The organism is Streptomyces murinus (assembly GCF_002154555.1).
Classification (GTDB): domain Bacteria; phylum Actinomycetota; class Actinomycetes; order Streptomycetales; family Streptomycetaceae; genus Streptomyces; species Streptomyces murinus.
The window spans coordinates 1-11,676 of sequence record NZ_MUNF01000367.1 but is presented as its reverse complement, the minus strand read 5'-3'; the positions used below and the strand labels follow the sequence as shown (position 1 = coordinate 11,676).

The window sequence follows — 11,676 nt, the reverse complement described above, 5'->3', positions numbered from 1 at the left end:
GCTGCGCACCGCGATCGCCGCGCACCAGCGGCGCCGGTACGGGCTGTCGTACGACCCCGACACCGAGGTGCTGGTGACGGCGGGCGCCACCGAGGCCATCGCGGCCGCGCTGCTCGCGCTGCTGGAGCCGGGCGACGAGGTGGTGGCCCTGGAGCCGTACTACGACTCCTACGCGGCGAGCATCGCGCTGGCGGGCGGCCGCCGGGTGCCGGTGACCCTGCGCCCGCACGAGGGCAGCTTCCGGCTCGACCTGGACGAACTGCGCGCCGCCGTCACCGACCGGACCCGGCTGCTGCTGCTCAACACCCCGCACAACCCCACCGGCACCGTCCTCACCCGCGCCGAGCTGGCCGCGATCGCCGAGCTCGCGGTGGAGCGGGACCTGCTGGTGGTGACGGACGAGGTGTACGAGCACCTGGTGTTCGACGACGCCGAGCACCTGCCCCTCGCCTCCTTCCCCGGGATGCGCGAACGTACGGTGACCATCGGCTCGGCCGGCAAGACGTTCTCGTTCACCGGCTGGAAGGTCGGCTGGGTGACGGCCGCGCCCGCCCTGGTCAGCGCGGTCCGCGCGGCCAAGCAGTTCCTCACCTACGTCTCCTCGGGCCCCTTCCAGTACGCGGTGGCCGAGGCCCTCGCCCTGCCCGAGTCCTACTACGACGACTTCCGCCGCTCGATGCGGGAGCGCCGGGACATCCTGTCGGCGGGGCTCACGGCGGCGGGCTTCGAGGTGTTCAAGCCCGCGGGCACCTACTTCGTCACCACCGACATCCGCCCCCTCGGCGAGAAGGACGGCTTCGCCTTCTGCCGCGCCCTGCCCGAACGCGCCGGTGTCGTCGCCATCCCCAACGCGGTCTTCTACGACGACCGCGAGGCGGGCGCCCCCTTCGTGCGGTTCGCGTTCTGCAAGCGCGAGGACGTGCTGCGCGAGGCGGCGGAGCGCCTGCGGGCCATGTGAGGGACGGTTCGCCGCCGGTTGGCCGCGCCCTGCTCGCATCCGGCGGCGGTTCCTTGCACAGTGCGGAACTGTGACCCATGCCGGCACCGTCCTCGCCCCGCCCGTCACCACACCCGAACCCGCGCCCGGGGAACGCGCCCGCGTCTCCCTGCTCAGGGCCAGCGGCGTCGCCGTAGGACTGTTCCTCGGCGCGCGGCTCGCCGGTGCCGCCGTCCTCACCCTGCTCGCCGAGGCCGCGGGCCGGCCGGTCCTGGCCCTGCTGGGCCGCTCCTGGGACTCGGTCTGGTACCTGGGCATCGCGGCGCACGGGTACGGCCATGCCCTGGGCCGCCACGGCTACAGCGATCTGGCGTTCTTCCCGCTGTACCCGGCGCTGGTGCGGGCGGTGAGCGAGGTGAGCACGCTCGGCGGGGGCGCGGCCGGGCTGCTGGTGTCCTGGTCGGCGGCGCTGGTGGCCGCGGCGGGCCTGTACGCGGTGGGGACGCTGCTGTACGGGCGGCCGGTGGGGATCGCGCTGGTGCTGCTGTGGGGGCTGCTGCCGCACTCGGTGGTGCTGTCGATGGCGTACACCGAGCCGGTGCTCGCCGCGTGCGCGGCCTGGTCGCTGTACGCGGTGCTGACCGGGCGCTGGCTGTGGGCGGGCTCCCTGGCGGCGCTCGCGGGGCTGGCCCGTCCCAACGGGTTCGCGGTGGCCGCCGCCGTGCTCGCCGCCGCGGCCTGCGAGGTGTGGCGGCGGCGCGGCCGGGTTTCCCACAGGCTGTGGACGGGCGCGGCGCTCGCCCCGCTCGGCTGGACCGCGTTCCTGCTGTGGGTGGGCCGGCGCCGGGGCGATCTGCTGGGCGGCTATTTCGACGTCCAGGCCCGCTGGGGCTCGCGCTTCGACCTCGGGCGCGGCTCACTGCGCTTCGTGCGCACGCTGCTGCTGCACGGCGGCCGGGTGGTGTTTCCCATGGCGCTGCTGCTGGTGGCCGTGGGCGTGGTGCTGTTCGTGCTGCTGGCCCTCGACCGGCCGCCGCTGCCGCTGCTGGTCTACAGCGGGGTGCTGCTGCTGGTCGTGCTCGGCGGTTCGGGCATCTTCGAGTCCAAGCCGCGCTTCCTGCTGCCGGCCTTCCCGCTGCTGCTGCCGCCGGCCCGCGCGCTGGTGCGCACGGCGAAAGCCCGGCCCTGGCACGCGGCCGTACTGGTCGCGTCCCTGGCCGGGCTGTCGTACCTCTACGGCGCGTACCTGCTGGTGCTGGGGAACGCGCCGCTGTAGCGGAGAGGGCCGGTCACTCGCCGACCGGTCACTCGCCGGAGTCGGCCTCGCCGTCCTCCGGCTTGTCCGTGCCGTCGACGTCCTCCTCCAGGCCCAGCTGCTCGACCAGCCACTTGTCGAACTCGATCGCGGCGCGCACCCAGCTGACCGTGGACGAGACGAAGTGGTTGAGGTCGACGCCGGTGCCGATCAGCATCTGGGCCTCGCCGATGAGGCGGACCGTGCCGTCGTCGTGCGTGTGGGTGTAGACCTTGGGCCACAGGGTGCGGCGGTTCCAGTCGTCGACCGACTCGAGGAGCTGGGCCTTGTCCTCGATCTGGTGCGGGCGGTCGTAGAAGGTCCGCACCGAGAAGACCGCGTGCTCGTCCTCCCCGCGGAACATGAAGTAGGTGCGGAACTGCTCCCAGGGCGCCGCGAGGTCGCCCTCCTCGTCGATGACGTACTTCAGCTCCATCTGCTCCAGGAGCTGCTTCACGAGGTCCTGATCCGGGAGGACGGGGCCGCCCGGTCCCTGGGGCTGCGGCTCGGGCTGGCCCCCGAAGTTCGGAATCGAGGACGGGTCGATGCTCACCGTGTTTTTCCCTTCGTACGGATCCCGCCATCCTCCCCCATGCGGGGAGGGGGGTGGCAAGCCCTGGCGGGGCCTGTCAGCCTATGGCTGACATGATCCGGTGCCCGGACGGCGGGCCGGTGAACACACGGGGGCCGGTATGGCGGGGCGGGGACGCGGCAGACGGGTGCTGCTGGGGGTCGTGCTGGCGGTCCCGGCGCTGCTGCTGGCCTGGGTGGTCCTCGCGGTGGTGCGGCTGGCGACCTCGGACTATCCGCTGGGCGGCGGCCCGGAGCGGGTGCCGTGCGCCGAGGCGCTGGAGTTCGGCGGCGGGAAGCTGCCGCAGGGCGCGTACGACACCCGGTGCACCGTGCGGAGCTGGCTGGACACGTCGTACGCGGCCGAGTTCCGGATGCCCCGCCAGGACGTGGGCGCGTGGCTGGCGAAGACCTATCCGTCCGGACCCGCGCCCGGCACCGAGCTGTGCGACGACGGCGCCGACCTCTGTCTGAACCTGGACTCCGAGGCGGCTCCGCCACCGGCGGGCGCGGGCGCCGACGCGGTGACGGTGAACGTGACGTACGAGGGCCCGGACCGGGCCCTCGTACGGTTCAGCGCGTTCACCGTGTGAGCGTCAGAGCGTCTTCCCCGTCGGCGGGCCGACCAGCAGGCCCTCGCCGAAGCGGTCCACGCGGACCGTGTCGCCGTCCTTGATCTCGCCGGACAGGATCTCCCGGGCGAGCCGGTCGCCGATGGCGGTCTGCACCAGACGGCGCAGCGGCCGGGCGCCGTACGCCGGGTCCATCCCCTCCTCCGCGAGCCAGGCCAGCGCCTCGGGCGTGACGTCCAGGGTGAGCCGGCGCTCGGCGAGCCGCCGGCCCAGCCGCTCGATCTGCAACCCCGCGATCCGCTCCAGCTCGGGCTTGGTCAGCGCGGAGAACACCACCAGGTCGTCCAGGCGGTTGAGGAACTCCGGCTTGAAGGACGACCGTACGACCTCCAGCACCTGCTCCTTCTTCTCCTCCTCGGTCCGCAGCGGGTCGATCAGGAACTGGCTGCCCAGGTTGGAGGTGAGCACCAGGATGGTGTTGCGGAAGTCGACGGTGCGGCCCTGGCCGTCGGTCAGGCGGCCGTCGTCCAGCACCTGGAGCAGGATGTCGAAGACCTCCGGGTGGGCCTTCTCCACCTCGTCCAGGAGGACCACGGTGTACGGGCGCCTGCGCACCGCCTCGGTGAGCTGGCCGCCCTCCTCGTAGCCGACGTACCCGGGGGGCGCGCCGACCAGCCGGGCCACGCTGTGCTTCTCGCCGTACTCCGACATGTCGATGCGGACCATGGCCCGCTCGTCGTCGAAGAGGAAGTCCGCGAGGGCCTTGGCGAGTTCGGTCTTGCCGACGCCGGTGGGGCCGAGGAAGAGGAACGATCCGGTGGGCCGGTCGGGGTCGGCGATACCGGCCCGGGAGCGCCGTACCGCGTCGCTGACCGCGCGCACGGCCTCGCCCTGGCCGATGAGCCGCTTGCCCAGCTCGTCCTCCATGCGCAGCAGCTTCTGGGTCTCGCCCTCCAGCAGCCGGCCGGCCGGGATGCCGGTCCAGGCCCCGACGACGTCGGCGATGTCGTCGGCGCCGACCTCCTCCTTGACCATGGTGTCCTGCGCGGCCTCCTCCTCGGCCTCGGAGGCGGCCTCCAGCTCCTTCTCCAGCTGCGGGATCTCGCCGTAGAGCAGCTTGGCGGCCTTGTCGAAGTCGCCGTCGCGCTGGGCGCGTTCGGCCTGACCGCGCAGATCGTCCAGCCGCTCCTTGAGCTCACCGACCCGGTTGAGGGACTGCTTCTCCTTCTCCCAGCGGGCGGTCAGGCCCCGCAACTCCTCCTCCCGGTCGGCGAGATCGCGGCGCAGTTTCTCCAGCCGGGCCAGCGAGGCGGGGTCGGTCTCCTTGCCGATCGCCAGCTCCTCCATCTTCAACCGGTCGACGGAGCGCTGGAGTTCGTCGATCTCCACCGGCGAGGAGTCGATCTCCATGCGCAGCCGGGAGGCCGCCTCGTCCACCAGGTCGATGGCCTTGTCGGGCAGGAAGCGGGAGGTGATGTAGCGGTCGGAGAGGGTGGCCGCGGCGACCAGGGCGCTGTCCGCGATCTGCACCTTGTGGTGCGCCTCGTACCGGCCCTTGAGGCCGCGCAGGATCGCGATGGTGTCCTCGACGGTCGGCTCGGCGACCAGCACCTGCTGGAAGCGGCGCTCCAGGGCCGGGTCCTTCTCGATCCGCTCCCGGTACTCGTCCAGCGTGGTGGCGCCGACCATGCGCAGCTCACCGCGGGCGAGCATGGGCTTGAGCATGTTGCCCGCGTCCATCGCGGAGTCGCCGCCCGCGCCCGCGCCGACGACCGTGTGCAGCTCGTCGATGAAGGTGATGATCTGCCCGTCGGAGTCCTTGATCTCGGCGAGGACGGCCTTGAGGCGCTCCTCGAACTCGCCGCGGTACTTGGCGCCGGCCACCATCGCGCCGAGGTCCAGCGAGACCAGGCGCTTGTCCTTCAGCGACTCGGGCACATCGCCCTTCACGATCCGCTGCGCAAGCCCCTCCACGACGGCGGTCTTGCCGACGCCCGGCTCGCCGATCAGGACCGGGTTGTTCTTCGTACGACGGCTCAGCACCTGCACGACCCGCCGGATCTCCTGGTCCCGTCCGATGACCGGGTCGAGCCGGCCCTCGCGGGCGGCGGCGGTGAAGTCGGTGCCGAACTTCTCCAGGGCCTTGTACTGGCCCTCCGGGTCGGCGGTGGTCACGCGGCGTCCTCCCCTGGCCTTCTTGAAGGCCTCCAGCAACTTCTTCGCCTCGGCGCCCTCGCGCCGCAGCAGCTCACCGGCGGCTCCGCCCTTGGCGGCGATGCCGATCAGCAGGTGTTCGGTCGACAGGTACTCGTCGCCCAGGTCCTTGGCCCGCTCGCCCGCGTCCGCGATCACGGCCAGCAGATCGCGGCTCGGCTGCGGGGGCGCGACGGTGGAGCCGGCCACGCTGGGCAGCGCGGCGAGGAGCTTCTCCGCGCCCGCGCGTACGGCCGCCTGGTCGGCGTCGACGGCGGCGAGCAGGTCGGTGATGTTCTCGTTCTCCTGCCCCGCGAGCAGCGCCAGCAGCAGATGCGCGGGGGTCAGGTCCGGGTGCCCCTCGGTCACGGCCCGGTTGCTGGCCGCGTTGATCGCGTCCCGGCTCTTGTTGGTCAGCTCGGCGTCCACGTGTGCGTTCTCCTCCTAGACGTACCTCAGCCCTGCATCCCTCTGCTGACTTAACCAGCGTACATAAAGTTGAGTCTATTCCACTCAAGGCTGCTCATGCACCGGTCTACGGCTAGGTTTCCGGGCATGGCGAACCATTCCGTGGATCCGGGTTCCCCGGACGAGGCGTATCTCGGCTTCTGGCGCGAGCGGCATCTGTGCACCCTGACGACCATCCGCCCGGACGGCAGTCCGCACGTGGTGCCGGTCGGGGTGACGTACGACCCCGAGGCGCGCCTTGCCCGGGTGATCTGCAACGGGGCCAGCGCGAAGGCGGCCCATGTCCGCGCCGCCGGCCCCGCGGGCGCCCTCGCCGCCGTCTGCCAGGTCGACGGGCGCCGCTGGGCCACGCTGGAGGGGCGGGCGCACCTGTCCACGGACCCGGACCGGATCAGGGAGGCGGAGCGCCGCTATGCCGAGCGCTACACCCGCGAGCCCGCGCCGAACCCGGCGCGCGTGGTGATCGAGATCTCGCTGGAGAGGGCGCTGGGGCGGGGGTGAACGGGATGTGGAGGCCGAGTGACACCACGGCGGCCGTGTTCGATTCGTTTCGGCCACTGTGGGAGGTGGGGCATACCCCGAAATGTCGCCACGAACAACAGCGGCGTCACCGTGTTCAGGTCACGGTGACGCCGCTGCGGGGGGAAGCGCCTGAGCGATCTTTTACGACGGGGGAATCGCGTCAGGCACTGCGGGGGGTGGCCGAGATGGTTCTCAGGTCGGACTCCACCGGCTCGGTGAGCCGGTGATCCCGCTGGTCCAGGTTCACAAAGATCATTCCGTACCGTATGGCACACCGCACCGGCTGAGGCGCCCCACGCGGCTTGCGCAGGCACCGGTAGGCCCGGACGTCCTCCTCGTCGTCGCGCGTGACGACGACCGGCTCGCCGAAGACGGTCACCATCAGCGAGTCCCCCGGGTGGGGAATCGCGGTCACCAGATCGATGAAGTGCCAGCCGGAGCGGTAGGCGGTGGCCATCTCACGGCGGAAGGAGCGGTCGTCGGGTGGCGTGGTCACATCAGCTCCCGGCTACCGAAGGCCATTTGGTGTCCGTCGGCCACTTGGTGTCCGCGGGCACGACGTTCGTCACGCCGCTCGCCGCCACCGAGGGCCACTTGGTGTCACTGGGCCACTTCGTGTCCGCGCGCACCACGCTGCCCGCGTCGAGCGTCGCCACCGAGGGCCACTTCGTGTCTGCGCGCAGATCACTCTTCGCACCGAAGGGGCCACTCAGCACTCCAAGGGCCACAACGGCGGAGAAGGTGGCGACCAGCCCCGAGCGAATCATCTTCTTGCCCATGGTCGACTTCGTCCTCACTTGAAGGTCCCCTTCTTCCCCCGTCGGATAAGACGATGGCTCATTCGGGCACATCATGACCACACAATCAGTGCATCATGTTCCTGCATGTTCAGGACCCTGGGGGGTGGAGATTTGACTTCAAATCGGCACAACACGGTACATCCCCATGCGGTTACCGAACTGTGCGAGGAAGGGGGCCGACTTTACGCCAACGCCCTGCGTACCGGACGGGTCTCCCGTGCCGACGTGACATCGGCTCCCTGCTTGATGGAGTTCGCCCTGCTCCACCCGGATCCGGACGACCCCGATTGGCTGCGCCCGGTGCCCCCGGCCGTGGCGCTGGCCCAACGGCTCTCGCCGCTCGAACGCGAGATAGCAGATCGCCGGCGCTGGGCCGTCGAACTCTCCGACATTTTCGAGCCGTTCCTCGCGCTGAGCACCCAGACGGCCTCGGTGACCGACTCGATCACCGTGCTGGAGGGCAGCGACCGCATCAACGCCGCGCTCGACCTGGCCACCACCGAATGCCGTTCCTCGGTGCTCACCGTCCAACCGAGCAACCACTTCACCGAGCGCAACGTACGCCAGGGCCTGGAGCGCGACACCGCGCTGGTGGAACGGGGCGTGCACATCCGCACCCTCTACCAGCACACGGTCCGCTACAACCTCAAGCAGATCGGCTACGTCGCCCAGCTCACCAGCGGCAAGGTGGAGTACCGCACCATCGACGAACTGGTCGAACGGCTCATCATCTGCGACGAGTCGGTCGCCTTCATCCCCACCCGCGACGACCAGCAGGTGGCCCTGGAACTGCGCAACCCCGGGCTCATCCGCTACCTCATCAAGGTCTTCGAGTTCATGTGGAACCGCGCGGTGCCGCTGACCGCGGGCGCCCCGTACGAGACCGCGCCCGACGGCATCACCGAGATCCAGCACTCCATCGCCAAGCTCCTGGTGGAGGGTCATGTGGACGAGGCCATCGCGCGCCGGCTCGGGATGAACGTACGCACCTGCCGCGCCCATATCGCCCGGCTCGCCCAGGCGCTCGGCAGCGGCAGCCGGGCGCAACTGGGCTTCCTCATCGCCCAGTCCGGCATGCTGGACCGGGACCTGTGAGCCGATGACCGCGACGGAACCCGACGCCGAGGAGCTGTGCGCGCAGGGCCGCGCGGTGTACGAACGCGCCCTGCCCGCAGGGCGGACCGCCGCCGGCCGCCGCCGACACGTGCTCGCTGGAGCCCGTGGCCGCCGCGGTGGCCCGCCAGGGGCCGCTGCGCGCCCCACCGAGCGCATCGCCGCCGTACGCCGCCGTGAGACCCGTATCGCCCGGAGCATGGAACCTCCGCTGCGGGCGACCCATGACGTGCCCGGCGGAACCCCGGTGGTCCGGCGTCGACCGCGTCAACCAGATCCTCACCAGCGCCGCGGCCGAGGTCCGCGAGGAGTTCCCGGCGATCCAGCCGCATGTGGACCACACCCGGACGACCCCCGAACCGGACGGCGCCGAGCCGCGCCGCGCCGACGGGCCGTCGCCGCCCGGCTGGGCATGAATGCGGGCACCGTACGCCTGCACGTCGCCAAGCTCTCCGCCGACCTCGGCAGTGTCGGCCGGGCTCAGCTGGGCCATCTCATCGGGCAGTCGGAGATCCTGCGCCGGGCGGACGAGGCGCCGGGCTCATAACGAGGCGTCCCGGGCGGCCGGCAGGCCCCTGCCGCTGCCGTCCAGGCCGGCCTGGGCGATGCGCACTCCCAGTTGGGTACGGCTCGCCGCGCCCAGGGTCTCGGACAGGCGGGCGATGTGCGCGCGGCAGGTGCGCACGCTGATGCCGAGCCGCTCGGCGATCACCGCGTCCTGGTGGCCCTCGGCGAGCAGCGCCGCGATGGACTGCTCGCGGTGCGAGATGCCCTCGATGCCGGTGTCCGGCAGCGGCGCGGTGAGCGGGATGGCGAGCCGCCACAGCCGCTCGAAGACGGTCACCAGGTACTCCACCAGCGCCGGGTGACGCAGCTCCAGGGCCATGGTGCGGTCGGCGTTCGCCGGGATGAAGGCCACGGTGCGGTCGAAGAGGATGAGCCGGTCGATGACCTCGTCCAGGGTGCGGGCCTCCACCGTGTCGCCCATCAGCTCCAGGTAGTTGAGCAGCCCCTGCCCGTGCCGGGCCACATGCGTGTACAGGTCCCGCATCCGCACGCCCCGCCCGCGCAGGGCCAGCGCCCGGTGCAGGCCCTCGGTCAGCTCGGCCTCCCGGCGGATGCCGCCCGGCTGCACGGTGAGCACCTCGGTGGTGCACGCCTGCGTCGCCTCGTCCATCGCGGCCTGGATCCGGGACAGCCCGTCCAGCACCCGTACCGCGCTGCCCCCGCCCGGCGCCGCGAGCGCCTGCGACTGGCCGAGCCCGGCGTACCACTCGAAGGCCGCTACCGCCGAACCCACCCGGCGCTGGCTCTCACTGACCTCGTCGTAGACCCCGCGCAGCAGCCGGGTCATGACCTCCTGCGGGGAGGTGGGGACCAGCCAGTCCATGTCGTCGGGGTCCGGGTGCAGCAGGGCCAGTTCCAGCAGGCAGGGCACCGCCTCGGCCTCGACGCGCGGCACCCGGCCCCGGCGCACCGCCCGTTCGTACACGCGGTCCCCGGCCTCGCACAGCCGGTCGGCACCATGAGGATGCTGCTCCGCCCTCCGCCCGGCCATCGCGCATTCCACCCCCGGTGTGCTGCCACTTCCGCAGCGCAACTATGCGTGGCGCCGACCGGGTCCGCAACACGGCTCCCCGCACCCCGACGGGCGTTAACCGCCGCCTTGCGGGGGTATCTCCCGGGCTCCGCGCCGCGCACCGCGACAAGCCGTCGCCGGCCCCGGACACCCGCCCGGGACCCGGCCGCCGTACCCCGCGGACGGGTTACTTCAGGCCGATCGCGGCGCACTGCGCCTTGAACTTGGCGGTGCAGATGTCGTCCACGGTGTAGATGCCGTCCGCGATGACCGTGTCCTTGATGCTCTTGCGCGTCAGGGCGCTCACCTGGACCAGCTTGGACGGGATGTTCTTGGTGGTGGGGCTGTCCACCTTGTCCTCGGTGAGCGCGTCGAACTGGATGTCCTTGCCCTGGACCTTGGAGACGGCCATCTGCGCGGCGGCCTCGGCCTCGTCCGGGTAGGACTTGTAGACGCTCATGTACTGCTCGCCCGCCACCACCCGCTGTACGGCGTCCAGCTCGGCGTCCTGGCCGGTGACCGGCGGCAGGCTGGTGACGCCCGCGGCCTTCAGGGCCTTGATGACACCGCCCGCCATGCCGTCGTTGGCGGAGTAGACGCCCGCGATGTTGCCCGCGCCGATCTGGCTGATCGCCTTCGCCATGTTGGCCTGGGCGTTCTCCGGCTTCCAGTCCGTGGTGTCGTAGCTGGCCGCGATGGTCACCTTGCCGTTCAGTTCGGAGAGCGCGCCCTCCTTGAACTGCTTGGCGTTCGGGTCGGTGGGCGAGCCGTTCATCATCACGATCTTCGTGGCGGTGCTCGCGTTCGAGCCCAGCGCGTCCAGCAGCGAGCGGCCCTGCACCTCGCCGACGAGCTCGTTGTCGAAGGAGACGTACGCGCTGATCGGGCCCTCGGCCAGGCGGTCGTAGGCGATGACCGGGATGCCCGCGTCCTTGGCCTTCTTCACCTCGCCTGCGATGGCGTGCGAGTCGACGGCGTCCAGCAGGATCACATCGACCTTGTCGTCGATCATCTTCTGCATCTGGCCGGACTGCTTCGCCGCGTCCGCGTTCGCGTTCTCGTACTCGACCTTGCCCTGCTTGGCGGTCAGGTCGGCGACCTTGCTCTTGATGATGGGGTAGTCGAACTTGTCGTAGCGCGTGTTGGTCTTCTCCGGCAGCAGCAGACCCACGGTGAGGTCGTTGCCCTTGGCCGGGCTCGCGCTCGTGCTGTCCCCCGTCGCGTTCAGGACGCCGCAGCCGGCCAGCGAGAGGGTCGCCGCGGAGGCGGCCACGGACAGGGCGATACGGCGCATACGAGGGCTCACTTCACGTGTGTTTCGGACGTGGGTGCTGCTATAGGACCCAGGTGTCTGAAAAGACAACGCGGAGCCGACAGCCGGCGTCAAGAAGCCTTGCTTAACGAGTGGGCAACACTACGCGCCGTCCAACATGTGAAAGCAATGGGGAAACCTCTCCAAACACCCTTTACGGACCGTCCATCCAAGGGGAGTTCACGAGGCGGCAAAGAATGGGTTGTGCCCTCGCCGCGCCCACCGGGTCCGTGACCGGAGCCGCCGGGTCCGGGAACGGCGAAGGGCCCGCGGACGGAATGCGTCCGCGGGCCCTTCGCCGCGCGTGGTACCGCGA

Annotated in this window: 13 protein-coding genes; 7 read left to right on the top strand and 6 right to left on the bottom strand. The window is 71.1% G+C overall.

All coding sequences use genetic code 11. The annotated features are described in order from the left end of the window. Together CCN72_RS22135 and CCN72_RS22130 are read left to right on the top strand one after the other, a co-directional pair. Positions 1-958, top strand: a 958-nt coding sequence (locus tag CCN72_RS22135; protein ID WP_244174368.1) for a pyridoxal phosphate-dependent aminotransferase, incomplete at its 5' end; no start/stop codon positions are given. A gap of 70 nt (positions 959-1,028) precedes the next feature. Continuing rightward, a complete protein-coding gene (locus CCN72_RS22130; RefSeq protein ID WP_208638063.1) occupies positions 1,029-2,213 on the top strand; it encodes a glycosyltransferase family protein in 1,185 nt (394 codons plus the stop codon). A gap of 28 nt (positions 2,214-2,241) precedes the next feature. On the opposite strand, the gene CCN72_RS22125 is transcribed toward CCN72_RS22130, so the two are convergent. Continuing rightward, complete coding sequence (locus CCN72_RS22125; protein ID WP_086809020.1) at positions 2,242-2,784, bottom strand: type III secretion system chaperone family protein; 543 nt, start codon at positions 2,782-2,784, stop codon at positions 2,242-2,244. Between the two features lie 139 nt (positions 2,785-2,923). Here CCN72_RS22125 and CCN72_RS39060 point away from each other — a divergent pair, with 139 nt between their 5' ends. Next, positions 2,924-3,394, top strand: coding sequence for a hypothetical protein (locus CCN72_RS39060; protein WP_158101384.1), 471 nt, complete (start codon positions 2,924-2,926; stop codon positions 3,392-3,394). 3 nt (positions 3,395-3,397) lie between these two features. On the opposite strand, the gene clpB is transcribed toward CCN72_RS39060, so the two are convergent. Then, complete coding sequence (gene clpB / locus CCN72_RS22115) at positions 3,398-5,995, bottom strand: ATP-dependent chaperone ClpB (protein ID WP_086809018.1); 2,598 nt, start codon at positions 5,993-5,995, stop codon at positions 3,398-3,400. Positions 5,996-6,121: 126 nt separating this feature from the next. Between clpB and CCN72_RS22110 the strand changes: the two genes are divergently transcribed. Next, positions 6,122-6,535: a TIGR03618 family F420-dependent PPOX class oxidoreductase gene (locus CCN72_RS22110; RefSeq protein ID WP_086809017.1), complete on the top strand. Its 414-nt coding sequence runs from the start codon at positions 6,122-6,124 to the stop codon at positions 6,533-6,535. A 181-nt stretch (positions 6,536-6,716) separates the two neighbouring features. Here the strand turns inward: CCN72_RS22110 and CCN72_RS22105 are convergent, their stop codons facing one another. Together CCN72_RS22105 and CCN72_RS22100 are read right to left on the bottom strand one after the other, a co-directional pair. After that, a complete protein-coding gene (locus tag CCN72_RS22105) occupies positions 6,717-7,052 on the bottom strand; it encodes a Rieske (2Fe-2S) protein (RefSeq protein WP_085565785.1) in 336 nt (111 codons plus the stop codon). 1 nt (position 7,053) lies between these two features. After that, positions 7,054-7,335, bottom strand: a complete 282-nt coding sequence (locus CCN72_RS22100) for a hypothetical protein (RefSeq protein WP_244174367.1) — start codon at positions 7,333-7,335, stop codon at positions 7,054-7,056. A gap of 105 nt (positions 7,336-7,440) precedes the next feature. Here CCN72_RS22100 and CCN72_RS22095 point away from each other — a divergent pair, with 105 nt between their 5' ends. The 3 genes from CCN72_RS22095 to CCN72_RS40730 all read left to right on the top strand — a co-directional run bounded on the left by CCN72_RS22095 (position 7,441) and on the right by CCN72_RS40730 (position 9,016). Continuing rightward, a complete protein-coding gene (locus tag CCN72_RS22095; RefSeq protein WP_085565783.1) occupies positions 7,441-8,451 on the top strand; it encodes a helix-turn-helix transcriptional regulator in 1,011 nt (336 codons plus the stop codon). Between the two features lie 242 nt (positions 8,452-8,693). Then, positions 8,694-8,885, top strand: a complete 192-nt coding sequence (locus tag CCN72_RS39710) for a hypothetical protein (protein WP_167408704.1) — start codon at positions 8,694-8,696, stop codon at positions 8,883-8,885. Continuing rightward, positions 8,882-9,016: a hypothetical protein gene (locus CCN72_RS40730; RefSeq protein ID WP_407075490.1), complete on the top strand. Its 135-nt coding sequence runs from the start codon at positions 8,882-8,884 to the stop codon at positions 9,014-9,016. The genes CCN72_RS39710 and CCN72_RS40730 overlap by 4 nt, the downstream gene beginning before the upstream one ends. Here the strand turns inward: CCN72_RS40730 and CCN72_RS22085 are convergent. Both CCN72_RS22085 and CCN72_RS22080 read right to left on the bottom strand, forming a co-directional pair. Beyond that, entirely contained in the window at positions 9,011-10,027 is a 1,017-nt protein-coding gene (locus tag CCN72_RS22085; RefSeq protein WP_037658382.1) for a helix-turn-helix transcriptional regulator, read from the bottom strand. The genes CCN72_RS40730 and CCN72_RS22085 overlap by 6 nt on opposite strands. A gap of 208 nt (positions 10,028-10,235) precedes the next feature. Continuing rightward, on the bottom strand, positions 10,236-11,342 hold the full coding sequence (locus tag CCN72_RS22080; RefSeq protein ID WP_085565780.1) for a sugar ABC transporter substrate-binding protein: 1,107 nt from the start codon (positions 11,340-11,342) through the stop codon (positions 10,236-10,238). Positions 11,343-11,676: the final 334 nt, after the last annotated feature.

Bases quoted from the DNA above. Each gene is read 5' to 3' on its own strand.
- CCN72_RS40730 (WP_407075490.1), top strand. From the start codon at position 8,882: ATGAATGCGGGCACCGTACGCCTGCACGTCGCCAAGCTCTCCGCCGAC.
- CCN72_RS22080 (WP_085565780.1), bottom strand. From the start codon at position 11,342: ATGCGCCGTATCGCCCTGTCCGTGGCCGCCTCCGCGGCGACCCTCTCG.
- CCN72_RS39710 (WP_167408704.1), top strand. From the start codon at position 8,694: ATGACGTGCCCGGCGGAACCCCGGTGGTCCGGCGTCGACCGCGTCAAC.
- CCN72_RS22085 (WP_037658382.1), bottom strand. From the start codon at position 10,027: ATGGCCGGGCGGAGGGCGGAGCAGCATCCTCATGGTGCCGACCGGCTG.
- CCN72_RS22110 (WP_086809017.1), top strand. From the start codon at position 6,122: ATGGCGAACCATTCCGTGGATCCGGGTTCCCCGGACGAGGCGTATCTC.
- CCN72_RS39060 (WP_158101384.1), top strand. From the start codon at position 2,924: ATGGCGGGGCGGGGACGCGGCAGACGGGTGCTGCTGGGGGTCGTGCTG.
- CCN72_RS22095 (WP_085565783.1), top strand. From the start codon at position 7,441: ATGTTCAGGACCCTGGGGGGTGGAGATTTGACTTCAAATCGGCACAAC.
- CCN72_RS22100 (WP_244174367.1), bottom strand. From the start codon at position 7,335: ATGGGCAAGAAGATGATTCGCTCGGGGCTGGTCGCCACCTTCTCCGCC.